This window comes from Nonomuraea sp. SYSU D8015 (assembly GCF_008065375.1).
Classification (GTDB): domain Bacteria; phylum Actinomycetota; class Actinomycetes; order Streptosporangiales; family Streptosporangiaceae; genus Nonomuraea.
In genome coordinates, this window is sequence record NZ_VJYI01000044.1 from 24,779 (window position 1) to 39,034 (window position 14,256).

The window sequence follows — 14,256 nt, forward strand, 5'->3', positions numbered from 1 at the left end:
CGCGAGAGGGCAAACAGACAGGCTGGATGTGCGGGTCTCGCGAAAGGCCTGCCGACGAGGATGGCGGCTCGTTGACGGGCATCGGAGCGTTGGATGTACTCACTGGCATCTCACCACCGCGCACGGGAAGGCGTGTAATTGTTAGCGATAACAGCCCATCGCTCCGGGCCCGCCGCATATTCGGCATCACCGGATTGGTCGGGGTTCCGCTGTGCCTGGACACACTCTGGTCGCGAAGATCTCCCAGCCGGTACCGCTCCGCCACGGGGACTACCGCGGCTACATCGAGCCGGTCAGGTCCTCCTCACTCTGCCCTTCGCCTCCTCGAGCCCTTGGGCGTAACCACCGCACTCTTGCGGAAAGGTGCACTCACGGTAGAAGGCGCTACAGGCCGCGGACGGGCCTGTACCCCGCGGTCAGCCGTGACGGCCTGAAATGGACGCCGCTGAACCAGAACAACGCTGTTGTCACACCGACCGCCAGGACACAGGGCCTGTGTGACCTCCAGCCCCACTGACCGGCAGGACGCCACCTTCCGGGTCATCCCCTAGCCCACGACGGGTCCCAGCCTCCGGTCGGAGGCCGTTCAGATTGGAGTAGTGCGATGACATGGTTAAGCCGACGGGCCAGGCCCCGGGTGGCCCGATGGACGAGCGCGGCAACGACGATTGTCGCGGCGGCCGCGGTCAGCGTCGTGGTCACGACACAGGTGACCACACCCCCGGCGATGGCGCTCAACAACGGCGTGGCCCGGACCCCGCCGATGGGGTGGAACACCTGGAACACGTTCGGATGCAACATCAACGAAACGCTCATCCGGCAGATGGCGGATGCCATCGTGGCCAACGGCATGCGGGAGCTGGGTTACCGGTACGTCGTGGTCGATGACTGCTGGTTCAACCCGGATCGGGACGCGCAGGGCAACCTGCAGGCTCACCCGACACGCTTCCCGAGCGGCATGCGGGCTCTCGGCGACTACCTGCATGCTCGTGGTCTGTTGTTCGGCATCTACCAGTCTCCGATGGATCAGACCTGCGCGCAGTACTTCGACGCCTTCCCCGGGGCGACCGGCAGCCTCGGCCACGAGGCGCAGGACGCCCGCCAGTTCGCCGCCTGGGGTGTGGACTTCCTCAAGTACGACTGGTGTTCGCCGAGCGGAACCATCAATGACCAGGTGGCCGCGTTCGCGAAGATGCGGGATGCGCTGGCCGCCACCGGCCGGCCCATCGTGTACAGCATCAACCCGAACAGCATCCACGAGAAGACCGGCCCACTTCGCAACTGGAGCGATGTGGCCAACATGTGGCGAACCACCGAGGACATCACCAACGCGTGGGACACCGGCCAGACCAACGGGTACCCGATGGGCATCCAGAACATCGTCAACGTCAATGTGCCGCTGGCGTCCTACGCCGGGCCGGGCGGCTTCAACGACCCTGACATGATGGAGGTGGGCCGCAGCGGTCTGACCGCCACGGAGCAGCGTAGCCACTTCGCGCTCTGGGCCGTCATGGCCGCTCCCCTGATCGCGGGGAACGACCTGCGCAGCGCCAGTGCGGAGACCTTGGCCATCTTGAAGAACGCCGACCTCATCGCGGTCAACCAGGACTCGCTCGGACTGCAGGCCGTACAGGTCTCCAACGACGGTACCCGCCGCGTGCTCGCCAAGCGGCTCGCCAACGGCGATGTCGCCGTGGCGCTGTTCAACCAGGGCGGTTCCACGACGACGATCTCCACCACCGCCGCCGCGATCGGCAAGACGGGCTCGTCGTTCACGCTCCGCGACCTCTGGACCGGGGCGACCTCCACCAGCAGCGGCACCATCTCGGCAACGGTGCCGGCGCACGGCACCGCCGTCTACCGCGTCAGCGGAGGCGGGACCTCGACCCCACCGCCCTCCTTCCGGTTGCGTGGCGAGGCGTCCGGCCGGTGCCTGGACGTCAATCAGGCTTCCTCGGCCAACGGCGCGCAGATGCTGATCTGGGACTGCCACAACGGGGCCAACCAGCAGTTCACTGAGAGCGGGCGGGCTTTGCAGGTGCTGGGCAAGTGCCTGGACGCGCCCATCAACGCCACCCCCGGCGCCCGCGTACAGATCTGGGACTGCAACGGCGGCGCCAACCAGCAATGGATCTTCAACGGCAACCGCACGATCAGCAACGCCCAGAGCGGGCTGTGCCTGGACGTCGACGGAGCGAACACCGGCAACGGCACCGCCGTGGTCCTGTGGAACTGCCACGCCGGCGCCAACCAACGCTGGACACGAGCGTAAGCGGCACGCCAGGGCGGCCGCGGAACGTCGCGGCCGCCCGGACGAGTCGTCCACGGCGCCCGGGATGATTCTTGCTCAGAAGGACCCCGGAGCGGGAGCCTGCCCAAGCCCGTGGAAGGCATCGGCGCCTCGGCGATCTCCTCCCCCCGTCACGAGAACAACAGCAGATCCACCGACAGTGCAGGCGCGAGCTCGCTGCCCATGCTTGCGAGTGGCCGGCCGACTGATCATGCGGCGTCACGCGGACATCCGTCCTTGGCGAAAACCCGGTGACGAAGTTCGCTGAGGCGCTTCGGCATGCTCGCCGATTGGCCGGCGAGCCGTCGCTCCGGGACATCAGCATGAAGACCGAGGGCCTTATGCGGTGGGGATGTCAAAATCAACTCTGTCGAGGTTGCTCCGGGGCGAAATCTCTAGCTGCAGACAAAAGAACAGCTCCAGCCCATCCGGCTGTCTGAGGATTCCCACGAGGAACCAGCTTTGGACGAACCGGCGTCCTCTCGTCCAGCACCGAGCAGCACCTCGGCCGCCGGTGAGCCCTTCCTACCAGGACTCCTCCGACCCTCAGGTCTGGGAAGGGTGCGGCCTGCTGATCGGTGACCTCGTTCGGCATCAAGCCTGGCGCTGAAACATCGAACAGCAGATCAGGCGAGCCGCCGTTCACCGGCATCCCCACTTCACGATCCACTTCTAGTTCAGAGAAGCGGCAGGCGAGTTCTTCGCAGCGCTTGTCGGAGCCCGCGGCACGTATCCAGGAATCGCTGCTCGGCGTACTCCCGCCCGGTGCGGGAACGACGGCACCCACGTACGGTTCGCGTGGACGTCGGCGAGAAGTTCGTCGCATGTGGTGTCGATGGCCGCGTTCGTGCCGGTGATCACTGACGACGAAGGGCTCCCGCTGTGCGAGGAGCCCGTGATGGTCGTGGTGGACAGGTTCTTTCCCCGCCTGCGATACGCCGGTGGGGCCGGTCGGGTGTCCGGCTCAGATGGAGCTCAGGTGCAGGTGATGGCGATCGGCGTGGTGGCGACGCGCTGGGAGAAGTCGGGCGGTCCGCCGTCGAGGTTGGCGAATCCGTAGCCCATGACGTGGTAGTTGCCCGGTACGCACGACACCATGTTGATCTTGTAGGCGTAAGCCGCGTTGTTCTGGTAGGTCTCGGCGTAGCCCAGATGGGTTCCGTCCCGGTACAAGGAGAGGTATCCGCCGATGAAGGAAACGCTCTGATTGCACTTGACCTCGACGTAGGCGTAAACGTAGGTCGTGTACAACTGGGTCGGGTTGGTGATGGTGATAGCGCAATTGAGGGCCGCGGCGCTCGCGCTGGACGCGGTCGCCGCCTGAGCGGGGGACCCGCCGAGCGCCAGGGCCGCCGCCGCGCCTAATGCGAGGGCGCGCATTCCACGATGAGGTTTCACGTAGCCATCTCTCCCTACTGTCGGTGGCACTCCGGTGCGCCCGGGCCACGCGAACGCCGCCGAGACGCCGCGGGATGCGTCTTCTCGAGGGGAGGATCACACAATGGCCAGGGGGCGGACAGGCCCATTCGGAGCGCCACTCGTCCCCCGCTCCGAAACAAGCGGGTGAATCGTGGTTTCCGTGCAGCCCGCAAAGGGGCGGCGACCTCCCCGGGCGGATCAACAGGCCGGTCGCAGGCCATGTGACGCGCTGCGATATGGCGATTGCAGCCGCGTCATCCCCGTCGTCCGCGCGACGGCGTTGGTGAAACTTTCAACACGGGGACGCCCGGCGGGAGACGGGCGATCGCCACAGTTTGATCAACTTCGTGGTGGCTCGCCAGGGTCGGGCGCCTTTGTTCGGATGATGTTCACAGCCACACCAAAGCTCAAGCAGGTGTGCTCGGGATCGCAGGGGTTGCCGGTGTCGTCGTCCAGGTCGTCGCCCCTGATCAGTTCGCACGCGATGCCGTAGGCGGTGGCACGGTCGTGGTGCTGACGGTGGCGGCGACGATGTTGTTCGCCTCCGCCGCCGCGCTGGCGGCCCGCGGCCTCGGCTTCCTGCCCCACTGGAGCAGCCAGTGTTAGTACACTACACCGCCCCCGGGCTGAAGCGTTCTCGGCTGGTGGGCGCATGCGGGCATGACGCGGTGGGATGGGTGAGGGGCACCCTGGGGTGCGAATGACAAACGCGACCCCTGGTGATCGTCGGTTGTCTAAGCCAGTCGATCAAGAACAGGGGCCGCGTTCCCGTGCCATCACCTCAGATGATCACAGGAGAGGGTTGAAGACGGTCTCTCCTGGTGAGCTCCAACGCCACCACGCGCGTCCAGGACGCTCACTCAGGGCCAGAGGTCGCAGTGGTGGGCGGTTTTGATGTTGATCGGTCGCACAGCGCTGGGAGCCAGGTGGAGCGCGGCAGGCCGCACCAGACGCATCCTGCTTGAATGGACATGAGACCAGGCCCACACGGACGTGGCGTTTAACGATCGGCAGGCCGGTAACCGACCAGGGAGCCCGCGTACCTCCTTCTCATCCCCGACCCCCGCGGGCGATGACGATGAGTGCGGAAATCGAGCTGCGCTGCCCCATCGGCACCAACCTGGGGTCTCTCCGCGACCTGGTGCGCATCCACGCCATCCGTAGCGGCTTAACAAGTGAGCGGGCAGACGAGCTGGTGCTTGCGGTCAATGAAGCGGTCACCAACGTGCTCGACCACGGGGGCAAGGAAGGCACGGTCACCGTACGCAGTCGCGGCGACGGCATCACCGTGGAGGTTGCCGATGCGGCCGGCCTGCTGACGGGCGACCATCTGGCCGCCGCCGAGGTCGACCCCACGCGCTCGCACGGGTTCGGCCTGTGGGTGATCCAGCACCTGTGCGACGAGGTCACTCTGGAACAGACCCACCGCGGCTCCCTGCTCACTCTCCATATGCGTCGCCGGCCGCTGTCCGACCGGCCGCCGGCGCGCCGTGATGCCGTCGGCCGCGGCTGACGCCACGGTCCGACGTCGTGGCGGACACCGGGTAGTTCGATGGCTCGGTGATCTGCTCGCATGGCGGCCCGGTGTTGGCCGGCGCTGTACGGGTTCAGTGCTCAGGCCCGCCCGATGTGGTGGGGTGCGGCCCTGCGTCAGACTGGCCGTTGAGGGGGGTGTACAGGCGCATGTCGCCACTCAGCCGCCAGCCCAGCATGCCCAGGAGCTTGCGAGCCATCGGCGGGACCGGATCGAGGATCAGCCTGCGCGGGGCGGGCAGCTCGGCGGCGACACCGGCGATGAGCTGCAGCCCGGCCGTGTCGATGAAGTTCAGCCCGCCGAGATCGAGGCGGATGTCGCCTTTACAGGCGGCTACCGCCCAGGCCAGCGCACGGGCCAGCCTGGGCCGGGTCTGACGGTCGATCTCGCCGCTTATACGGAGGCCGCACGGATGCGCCACGGCCGTGATCTCAGCATGGTCATCACCACCAGTCGGGAACGTCATAGCACTCCAAGGAAGAGGGATCTCAGGGTTCGCCAGGGCGGCAGGACGAGCCGCCGCACACTGGGCTCGCGGCAAGCGGGCGCCGCCGGTATGCCTCGTTGGAGCGGGCGAGCCGCGCAGGATTCGCGGTACGGCGTCACGCTAACGAAGCGGCATGACCGGGCCTTGGCTCTTCTGCCAGGAACCGGCGCTCTTGTGTCGAATGCCTCTCGGGCCAGGTCCTGACTCGCTTGCTGTAATGGTCACTGCCCTCGACAGCCCGCGGTATGCCTCCTTCGGCCGTACAACCGTCCTCACCGTCGCGGCCGATTCGCTTGGCGGTGGTATCGCCGCTGCGGTGGGGGCATGTCTCCGGAAGCGGCGCGGGGAAGGGTTACCGCGGGGGTGTTCGGCGCACCGACGATGGCGGAACACTGGGCGCCTGCCAGGCGAGGACTTCCAAGAGCCAAGCCTCGACTCCGGCGGGACGGGCTGGGCTGGGAGGCTGCTTCATGGGTGGACTCCCCTCGTTTCGTCCGACTTTCGCGACGCGATACATGCGTAAGCGACTACCCGGCTTCGGGGGGATATGGGGGTTTCCGCCTCCAGAGCGCTGGCGGCGTTCGCGGTCGGGCTGACGCTGATCGCCAAGGGCCCGCGCCGCCATCTCGCGCTCTGCCTGGACCTGCGCCGCACAGGCAGGCAGGCACGCGAGAGCTGGCACAGTTGCACGAGGCCAAGCAGGCCCGTGCCCGGAAAGCCGGCAAGCCCGCCGCCGCGCCCGAGCACACTGTCCTGCGCAGCCACTTCAGGGACTCGCTCTCGCCGAGCACGCCGAGCCGGTCGACGTTCAGCTTCAACCGGCCGTTGAGCTGATCTTCGAAGCTGAGCTTCGCGTCCTGCCCGGCCTCCTCCAGGCGTTCGGCGAGATCTGGGGTCGGCGCAACATCGCCGACATGGTCAAGGACGTCAAGATCTTCCGCATCGGCAGGTCGGCGTGCTGCTCCTGCACGCCGACTGGATGTGGCTCCAGTCCGGAGGCGGCCGCCGCCTCACGGTCTTCAGTCCCGTCGACGACGAGACCACCGAGAAATTGGAGCGTCTGCATGCCCTCACGGCCTGACCCGTGCCGAACGGCTCGGACGGCCGCGATCACGCCGAGATGAACGGCTCCGTCAGGTGCGGTGTCGCCAGGTGCAGCGTGGTGGCGGTTCCGCGGCCGAGCATGCGCTCCCTTGAGTGCCTGGCCGCCTCAGGGTCGATCTCGTGCGAGTAGGCGAGCTCGGGGTGGAGCAGCTGGAGCGCGTGCACCAGGAGGTCGCCGGTGACGAGCACCAGCTCACGCCCGTCGGGGACCAGCACGCTCTGGTGCCCGGGCGTGTGACCGGGCGTGGCGACCGTGCGCCCGGCGCGCAGCGGCGTGTCCCCGTCGAGGAGCCGGAGCCGACCGGCTGCCGCGAGCGGGTCGGTGAGGGTCTCGCGAAGCTGCGGGTTGAGCGCGTCGAGGGCGTCGAACTCGGCCCGCTGGAGCAGGTATTCGGCGTTCGGGAAGTAGGGGCGGCGGTCGCTGGTCGCGCTGCCGGGCGCAGGGGCGCCGCCCACCGCGCTGCTGGTCGAAGCGTTACCGTCCGTCGCGCCGCTGGTCGAAGCGTTACCGTCCGTCGCGCTGCTGGTCGAAGCGTTACCGTCCATCGCGCCGCCCGCTGATGGGACGGCCGCCTCGGTCACGACCGCCCATCCGACGTGGTCGGTGTGCAGATGCGTGAGCACCACGGTGTCGACCTCGGCCGGGTCGATGCCCGCGGCGGCGAGCGACTCGGGGAGCGCGCCGGGCACGGGCGCCCACGAGCGGGCCGGGCCGTCCGCCGGACCGATCCCGGCGTCCACGATGGTGAGGCCCTTGTCGCTGCGGATCGCGTACGCGCGGAACTGGAGCCGCCAGCGGCCCTCGGCGTCGACCGCGCCCGGGTCGTAGCGGTCGGCCTCGGCCCACTGAGCGGCCGTGGCCTCGGGGAAGGCCTCAACGCGCGGGGAGAAGAACGGGCCCTCGCCATCGGCGAGGGCGATGATCTCAATCGAGCCGATCCGGAGACGGGGAACGCTGAGGGACATGGCCGCGATCCTGCCATGCCTTGCACGCGGGTGGTGACTCGCCCCACCACCGGCTCCTGAACGTGGCTGTGCTCGCGGGCCCCGGTCTGTGTGAGCACGACGATGAGTTGAAGCATGCCGGCCGTAGCGCGTCCGGGCGCCACGCCGTCAGGGGCGGCCGGCCCGGCACCGCCGTGGCGGGCGGCCACAACCGTCTGCTGCTCGCGCCATGCCCGCAGGTCCAGGTGCGCCTGCAGGAGCTGGCGTTGCAGCTCACGCCCCTGCTCGACGATCGTCTCCGGTCATGGGACGGCGTCCCGGCCGCCGCATCGGTGAGCTGTCCGATGAGACAGTTGAAGGTGTTCTTCGCCTCCGCAAAGACGTCGGCGGTGACCTCGGTGTCGTACGGTGCCTGCATAGGGCTCTTCCTTCGTCCGGGGACGATTGGTTGGCACCTTCGAACCTGACGGCGGAAGAGAACAGCCCCGGCCCTTCTTCCCGGGCCCAGCCGCGTTCCACCAGCCGCTTCAGCTTCGACCTTTCATGCCCGGCGGCCACGCCGGCACCGTCACCACACCGAGCACCCGGCACCGCACCCACTCTGGCGGCGTCGGACGACCTCGGCCGCTCGCACGGGCTCCTGGACGGGCCGGGCAGCCTCGACCAGGATCTCCTCCACCGTCTCGCGCCTGATAACCAGCCGTGACAGCCGGTCGTGCTCGCCCTCCAGCCGTGGCTCCAGCGCAGCGATCTGCTCGCGGATCTCCAGGATCCGCTGCCGGGCCACGGCCTCCCGCCGCGCCAGTTCCTCCAGCAACGAGCCCACCGTCACCACCGCCTCACACCTCCGCACTCACAGTGGAAGGCGGTTTTCTCGATCAAACAGTCACGACCGCAAACGCCCAGCTCAGACACTCTCTGAGGAGGAGGAGCTGCACCCAACCCGTTTCCGAGACGCACCCGCAGCCCGTCAGTCCTAGATCAACTCCTGGGCGTTGTTTTCGCCGGAAGCCACGGACGGTGCCCCACGCGCTGACATCCGTGTTGAGCGACAGTCGAATGGGCTCTGGCTCGCTCTCGCACTCCAGATCCCGGCACCACCACGGCGGCTCGTCGCGGGGGTGTTGCTCGTCCACCATCTCTCGCCCAGCCGCAGTCCACAGGGTGTGGCCTAGGCTGAGATGCATGATCAAAAGCCGGTACGATGCGTTAGGCGTGATCAGCGTGCTGAGCTGGGTTGTGGTCATCACAGGCCGGTACCTTCTGTGGCTCGAGTACGACGACCGTCACCTCGAGAAGCTCATCCTGATGTCAGCACACGTCGTCGCGGCGATCTCCACGATGGTATGGGTGCTGCTGGCACGTGGCGGTAGTACCAAAAAATACGTGGCGATTACGGGGATAATCGGACTGACTGTCCTCGTTGCGCTTCTCCCCTGGAACGGCATCTTCGCGCGAACATGGTTCGCGGCGCATCACAGCAGCTTCACTGCCCTGGCCGTACTGGCCGAAGGCAGAAAACTGAAGACGGATATGCCTGAGGACGGGTGGGTTGAGCTGCCCGGCCGGTTCGACCATCTGGCCCCCGGCCGGAACGCTGCGGAGGATGGTCCCTTCGATTCTCATCCCGGACGTGTTCTCATCCTCGGCCTGTCGCACGACGAGGTGCCGGAGAACTCGTTCCTCTACGTCTACGATCGGCCTGATGCGGCGCGGGTGAACCCATGTGAGCTCAAGGGAACCGGCTTCCAGGCGTATTACCGGTGTACTGGTCTGGGCGAGCGATGGTGGTGGTTGCAACGCAGGCCGGACTATCTGGATCGCAGATAGTAGCCGCCACCGATGAACACGCTCCGTGACGGGATCATCGAGAGTGAGACAGAGCGGCCGAATGTCAGTGACTCGCGACAGCAGAGGTCAGCGGCTGGAGAGCCGCGGTGAGGGCTGTCCTCACGTCCGCTGACGGGCTTGCGTGCATCGCGCGGACGCGGCTGCGGCGCTCGGCATGCGATACGAGCTGGCGCCGGAGCTTGCCGTTGCGGCCACCGAGGACTGGCTGGACACGATGACTTCCCGCGGCTACTGGGAGAACAGGCCGGACTTCGCCGATGCGATGCGCGGCGGCGGCCAGACCCTGCATTTCCACGCGACCGACGCCCCCGGGGAGTGGCTGGCACGCCGGGAACCGGACAGGGTCGTCCTGGAACGCACGCACGCCAAGGCAGACGTCGCGGTACGCGGCCCAGCCGCCGAACTACTGCTGGTGCTCAGCAGGCGTCGCCCGCTGGATGCGGCTTCTACGCTGGAACTGCAGGGCGATCGGGCACTGTTCGACCACTGGATCGAGCACATGGACTGGGTCACCGACGCTGACCCGCGCTTGGACGCGACTTCGCGCCCAGAGATCCATGGTGGCGATCGTCTCCGTCGCCCCGGGGCGTCCAGGCCCTCCGCCCACCCTGCGCGCCGACCCGGTTCACGGTGCCCTGAGCATCCGCCGGACACGGCGTCGGGCGCGGCGTACTGTTACGGTCCGATCATCCGAAGGGAATCGTCTCACCCTCCGGACGCCGGGGCGCGTTTTCACATTCGTGAAACTTTCAGCATTCCGCACGCCGCATCGTGGGCGAACGCGGCGGCGGCCAGCCGAATCTGGTGTGGCCGCAATTACGGATCTACGTTGACGTCGTGGCGCGCCAGGCGCCGCGATCCCTCTACGTCCGACGAATTAGAGAGGCCAGATGGAATCTCGCACAGACAGCCGCAGGAGAGCGCTCCTTTGGCGCGTATCGGCCGCGTCCCTTGTCACGGTGACGGCGCTCGGTCTCGGCGCGGTGGCGGCCGACGCCGCCACCGATCAGTCCGCCATGTCCTACACGGTTCCGCGTTCGGCGAGCGCGGTGGGCCAGGGCCGGACCTGGGACGTGGCCAAGCACAACGGCGCACAGCAGGCCAGGGCGGCGGTGCTGGCGGCGGGCGGTGACTGCACGAACTGGTCGCAGACCGATCGCGCTCTGTTCATCGCGCCGGACAGCTCCTGGTACGTCTACGAAGTGACCGTCTCGGCCCTCTGCGTGCACTGACCCGTCGGAGGCGAGCATGTGCCCGCCGTCGCGGACAGGCCCCACACGCGTGAGACGGCCCCCTTGAGGAAGTGGCTCACCCCGCCCACGATCAGATGGCCGACGTCGGCGCCACGGTGTGCTCGAACTCACCCGAATCCGCTCGAAGGAGTGGACCTGTCCCGGCACACTGGGCGAATGGATGTGCCGGCCGGGTAGCCGCTGCTCGAACTCCTAGCTGGACAACCGGTGGTCGTCGTTGGTGGCCGTCACGCGCAAAGCCGTGCCGGGGTGGGCCCACTCGGTGTCGGTCATCCGGAGCATGCGCACCCCGATGGCACCCGACCCGGCCAGGTACAGCAGCCCTCCGGCCACCGTGCCGACCCAGAATATGGGCGCGGTGAACATGCCCACCAGCATGGCGAACGGGGCCCACCACGGCGCATGGCGGCAGTAGGCCAAGACCAGGCCGAGCAGGAACAGCCCCGCCAGCCCAGCGAAGCCCGGGATCTGGAAGCCGAACACGGCCCCGGGATCGGCCAAGGCCCGATCGCCCAGCGCGGTGCCGGTGAAGGGGCCCAGCTCACGCTCCAGCCGGGCGTAGAAGAAGTCGCCCAGCATGAGGGCGGAGAAGTTGACCACGCCCAGCAGCGCGAGAGCGCCCGCGATGTGCCCGAGCAGCACCGTGCGCCGCCGCACGAGGTGGATCATGCCGATCACGCCCGGCACGAGCAGCACCCAGCTCCAGTGCAGGATGGCCGCGCTCAGCGAAACCTGTTCCAGGTGCCGCCCGTAGGCGCCGACCGCATCGGCGTTGCTGTCCAGCCGCAGCGCGGGATCGGCGAGAATCCCCGCGACGTACGTGACCGGCGCGGCGATGAGGCACATCCCGGCGGCCAGGCGGCGGAAACGGATCGGGTCGGACAGCGGTGACACGGGCATCCTCCTTCATCGGCGACGAACCGTCGCCGCGGAAGGACACTAAGGCGGGCCGCTCACAGTGGTCGTCCACCTGACGGGCGACCTCCTCTCCGCAATGGTGCGGGGCTCAGCCGAGCGGAAACCTCGCTCGTACGCAGTAACCGCGCCCGCCCGGCGCGGGCCCTGCGGTCAGTTCGCCGCCGAACATCGCCACCCGCTCACGCATCCCGATCAATCCATGCCCGCCACTGTGGCCACCGCCGTCGCCTCTGCCGTCATCGACGACCTCGACAATCAGCGCGCCGGGCGAGTAAGTGACCGTGACGTCGATGCGGCTCGCGCGAGCGTGCTTGAGCGCGTTGGTCAGTGCCTCCTGGACCACCCGGTACGCCGACAGATCAAGCCCCGGCGGCAACGGCCGCGGCCGCCCCTCCACGCTTACGCTGACCGCCACGCCCGTGTCCTGGACCTGCGCGACCAGCGTGTCGAGTTGGTCCAGCCCGGCGGATGGCGGCTGGACGCCCGTCCCGCCGGGATCGCGCAGCATGCCGAGCATGAGCCGCAGCTCTTCCACGGCCTCGCGGCCCGCCCGCTCGACGCCGAGCAGCAGGTCGCGCTCGCGCTGCGCCTCCTCGCCCAGCATCGTCCGCACCCCGCCCGCCTGCAGGGTCATCAGGCTGACGTTGTGCGAGACGATGTCGTGCAGTTCGCGGGCGATCCTGGCCCGTTCCCCGGCCACGGCCTGCCTGGCCCGTTCCTCGCGCTCGGCCTCCAGCCGGGCGGCCTGCTTCGCCAGGCGCAGCGTCTCGTCGATCTGGCGGCGAAGCAGGATGCCGCTGACGTACGCGACGCCGATGAAGATGGCGCTGATCAGCACCTCGGCCAAGTCGTTGTACTGGAAGGTCTGCAGGAAGAGGTAGGCGAGCAGCACGCAGGCGAGGCCGGCCGCCCCGCGCCGGCTGCGCAGGTCCGCCACGCTGGCCACGGTGTGCACGAGGATGAGGGTGGAGTAGAAATGCCAGGCGGGGTAGTAAAGGCCGCCGGTGACCGCCCGTACGCCCACACCGATGGCCACCAGCACCAGCAGCGCGCCCACGGGGAATCTGCGGCGCACGAGCAGGAGCGCCCCGGCGGCGACGGCGCCTGCAGCGAGCGGCACGGGGTGGCGGATCTGGCCCGGCTCCAGCCCCTGCCGCCCGAACGACTCGACCTGCCCGGCCACCGCTACGGCGAGAGCGAGCAGGAGGTCCATCCGGCTCGGCCGCCATCCGCCGGGCAGGCGGAGTCCAGCCAGAGGCCGCCGACTGCCTCGGGCGCGCGGTATCACGTCTCGCCAGGGCGTACGATGCCGGACTCGTAGGCCAGGACGACCGCCTGCACACGATCGCGGAGGCCCAGCTTGTGCAGGATCTGGGCGACATGGCTGCGGATCGTGGCCTCCCCGACACCGGCCTCGGCGGCGATCTCCCGATTGGACAGCCCACGCGCCAGCAGGAGCAGCACGTCGCGCTCGCGCTCGGTGAGCGTGCCCAGCTCCGGCGGCGGCACCAGCACTGGCCGCGCGGCGAAGGAGGCGATCAGCCGCATGGTCACCGCAGGATCGATGAGGCCGTCCCCCGCCGCCGCGACCCGTATCGCCTCGACGAGATGCTCGGGCGGCGAGCTCTTCAGCAGGAACCCGTTGACGCCGGCGCGCAGCGCCTGCTGCAGGTTGTCGTCACTGCCGAACGTCGTCAGCATCACGATCCTGGGCGGCGCAGGGTCGGCGAGCAGCGTGCGGGCGGCCTCCAAGCCGTCGACGACCGGCATCGCCAGGTCCAGCAGCAGCACGTCGGGACGCTCGCGCCGGGCGACGGCGATGGCCTGGTGTCCGTCGGCCGCCTCGCCGACCACCTCGATGCCGTCCGCGTTCTCCACGACCAACCGCAAGCCCATCCTGATCATGGCGTGGTCATCGGCGACGACCAATCTGATCGTCATCGCGGGTTCCGCTTGAGTGCGAGCACGGCCCGACCTTATCCACCCAGGAAGGCGGCCACGACGGCTGCAACGCGGAGCCGCCCGCGCCCGGTCTCCGCCGTGCGGCGGAGCCCTCCTCCGCCGCAAGACTGGTGCCGCACCCGGAGCCCGCGCTCGCCCCCCGCACCGCCTCGGTGGCCACCATCGCCGGCACCGTCCGCAGCCGCCAGTCCACGGTCGCCGACTACCGCCACGCCGCCCGCACCGCCTGACCCTCCGGCGCTGATGTCGAACCGGTGTCACGACCGCACCGCGTCCCAGCCCCGCCTCGCGCCGCTGCCACAGGGCTCCTGGCCTGGGCGAACCATCCCGAGCAGTCGCCCGCCAAGATCGCCAGGGACGTAAGGGTGAGGAGCCCCGCGTTCTCCGGACAGCTTCCTGATGATCACTTCATGCTGCGAGCTGCTGGCTCAGGTACTCGTTGTGGACCTCAAGCGGAGTCCGGTACCCGTTTGCGGAATGAAGCCTGCGCCGA

15 protein-coding genes and 1 pseudogene are annotated in these 14,256 nt (G+C 68.5%); 9 read left to right on the forward strand and 7 right to left on the reverse strand.

Annotation, left to right across the window (positions count from 1 at the left end):
* The first annotated feature begins 604 nt into the window (after positions 1 to 604).
* Entirely contained in the window at positions 605 to 2,272 is a 1,668-nt protein-coding gene (locus ID574_RS57565) for a glycoside hydrolase family 27 protein (RefSeq protein WP_188197550.1), read from the forward strand.
* Positions 2,273 to 3,265: 993 nt separating this feature from the next.
* On the opposite strand, the gene ID574_RS57570 is transcribed toward ID574_RS57565, so the two are convergent.
* Positions 3,266 to 3,688: a hypothetical protein gene (locus ID574_RS57570; RefSeq protein ID WP_188197551.1), complete on the reverse strand. Its 423-nt coding sequence runs from the start codon at positions 3,686 to 3,688 to the stop codon at positions 3,266 to 3,268.
* A 438-nt stretch (positions 3,689 to 4,126) separates the two neighbouring features.
* Here ID574_RS57570 and ID574_RS57575 point away from each other — a divergent pair, with 438 nt between their 5' ends.
* Positions 4,127 to 4,315: a hypothetical protein gene (locus ID574_RS57575; protein WP_188197552.1), complete on the forward strand. Its 189-nt coding sequence runs from the start codon at positions 4,127 to 4,129 to the stop codon at positions 4,313 to 4,315.
* 466 nt (positions 4,316 to 4,781) lie between these two features.
* Complete coding sequence (locus tag ID574_RS57580; RefSeq protein WP_188197553.1) at positions 4,782 to 5,222, forward strand: ATP-binding protein; 441 nt, start codon at positions 4,782 to 4,784, stop codon at positions 5,220 to 5,222.
* 94 nt (positions 5,223 to 5,316) lie between these two features.
* Here ID574_RS57580 and ID574_RS57585 read toward each other — a convergent pair whose 3' ends face one another.
* On the reverse strand, positions 5,317 to 5,709 hold the full coding sequence (locus ID574_RS57585) for an STAS domain-containing protein (protein WP_188197554.1): 393 nt from the start codon (positions 5,707 to 5,709) through the stop codon (positions 5,317 to 5,319).
* Positions 5,710 to 6,414: 705 nt separating this feature from the next.
* Between ID574_RS57585 and ID574_RS57590 the strand changes: the two genes are divergently transcribed.
* On the forward strand, positions 6,415 to 6,564 hold the full coding sequence (locus ID574_RS57590; protein WP_188197555.1) for a hypothetical protein: 150 nt from the start codon (positions 6,415 to 6,417) through the stop codon (positions 6,562 to 6,564).
* A 121-nt stretch (positions 6,565 to 6,685) separates the two neighbouring features.
* A complete protein-coding gene (locus ID574_RS62200) occupies positions 6,686 to 6,811 on the forward strand; it encodes a hypothetical protein (protein WP_262496189.1) in 126 nt (41 codons plus the stop codon).
* 29 nt (positions 6,812 to 6,840) lie between these two features.
* Here ID574_RS62200 and ID574_RS57595 read toward each other — a convergent pair whose 3' ends face one another.
* A complete protein-coding gene (locus tag ID574_RS57595; protein WP_188197556.1) occupies positions 6,841 to 7,800 on the reverse strand; it encodes an MBL fold metallo-hydrolase in 960 nt (319 codons plus the stop codon).
* 62 nt (positions 7,801 to 7,862) lie between these two features.
* On the opposite strand from ID574_RS57595, the gene ID574_RS57600 reads away from it, so the two are divergent.
* Complete coding sequence (locus ID574_RS57600) at positions 7,863 to 8,246, forward strand: hypothetical protein (RefSeq protein WP_188197557.1); 384 nt, start codon at positions 7,863 to 7,865, stop codon at positions 8,244 to 8,246.
* 101 nt (positions 8,247 to 8,347) lie between these two features.
* On the opposite strand, the gene ID574_RS57605 is transcribed toward ID574_RS57600, so the two are convergent.
* Positions 8,348 to 8,614, reverse strand: coding sequence for a hypothetical protein (locus ID574_RS57605; protein ID WP_188197558.1), 267 nt, complete (start codon positions 8,612 to 8,614; stop codon positions 8,348 to 8,350).
* A 350-nt stretch (positions 8,615 to 8,964) separates the two neighbouring features.
* Between ID574_RS57605 and ID574_RS57610 the strand changes: the two genes are divergently transcribed.
* From ID574_RS57610 to ID574_RS61325, 3 genes and pseudogenes are all read left to right on the forward strand, one after another.
* Positions 8,965 to 9,609: a hypothetical protein gene (locus ID574_RS57610; protein WP_188197559.1), complete on the forward strand. Its 645-nt coding sequence runs from the start codon at positions 8,965 to 8,967 to the stop codon at positions 9,607 to 9,609.
* Positions 9,610 to 9,784: 175 nt separating this feature from the next.
* Positions 9,785 to 10,102 (forward strand): annotated as a pseudogene (locus ID574_RS63320) (hypothetical protein); the annotation flags it as partial.
* 487 nt (positions 10,103 to 10,589) lie between these two features.
* Positions 10,590 to 10,862 (forward strand): hypothetical protein, encoded by a 273-nt coding sequence (locus tag ID574_RS61325; RefSeq protein WP_223168160.1) that lies wholly within the window; start codon positions 10,590 to 10,592, stop codon positions 10,860 to 10,862.
* A gap of 213 nt (positions 10,863 to 11,075) precedes the next feature.
* Here the strand turns inward: ID574_RS61325 and ID574_RS57620 are convergent, their stop codons facing one another.
* The 3 genes from ID574_RS57620 to ID574_RS57630 all read right to left on the reverse strand — a co-directional run bounded on the left by ID574_RS57620 (position 11,076) and on the right by ID574_RS57630 (position 13,742).
* The gene (locus ID574_RS57620; protein WP_188197561.1) at positions 11,076 to 11,777 is read right to left on the reverse strand and encodes a hypothetical protein; all 702 of its coding nucleotides are present in this window, start codon (positions 11,775 to 11,777) and stop codon (positions 11,076 to 11,078) included.
* A gap of 112 nt (positions 11,778 to 11,889) precedes the next feature.
* Complete coding sequence (locus tag ID574_RS57625) at positions 11,890 to 13,014, reverse strand: sensor histidine kinase (RefSeq protein ID WP_188197562.1); 1,125 nt, start codon at positions 13,012 to 13,014, stop codon at positions 11,890 to 11,892.
* Between the two features lie 71 nt (positions 13,015 to 13,085).
* Positions 13,086 to 13,742, reverse strand: coding sequence for a response regulator (locus tag ID574_RS57630; protein ID WP_188197563.1), 657 nt, complete (start codon positions 13,740 to 13,742; stop codon positions 13,086 to 13,088).
* Positions 13,743 to 14,256: the final 514 nt, after the last annotated feature.

Bases quoted from the DNA above. Each gene is read 5' to 3' on its own strand.
- ID574_RS57610 (WP_188197559.1), top strand. From the start codon at position 8,965: ATGATCAAAAGCCGGTACGATGCGTTAGGCGTGATCAGCGTGCTGAGC.
- ID574_RS57595 (WP_188197556.1), bottom strand. From the start codon at position 7,800: ATGTCCCTCAGCGTTCCCCGTCTCCGGATCGGCTCGATTGAGATCATC.
- ID574_RS57585 (WP_188197554.1), bottom strand. From the start codon at position 5,709: ATGACGTTCCCGACTGGTGGTGATGACCATGCTGAGATCACGGCCGTG.
- ID574_RS57580 (WP_188197553.1), top strand. From the start codon at position 4,782: ATGACGATGAGTGCGGAAATCGAGCTGCGCTGCCCCATCGGCACCAAC.
- ID574_RS57625 (WP_188197562.1), bottom strand. From the start codon at position 13,014: ATGGACCTCCTGCTCGCTCTCGCCGTAGCGGTGGCCGGGCAGGTCGAG.
- ID574_RS57630 (WP_188197563.1), bottom strand. From the start codon at position 13,742: ATGACGATCAGATTGGTCGTCGCCGATGACCACGCCATGATCAGGATG.
- ID574_RS57565 (WP_188197550.1), top strand. From the start codon at position 605: ATGACATGGTTAAGCCGACGGGCCAGGCCCCGGGTGGCCCGATGGACG.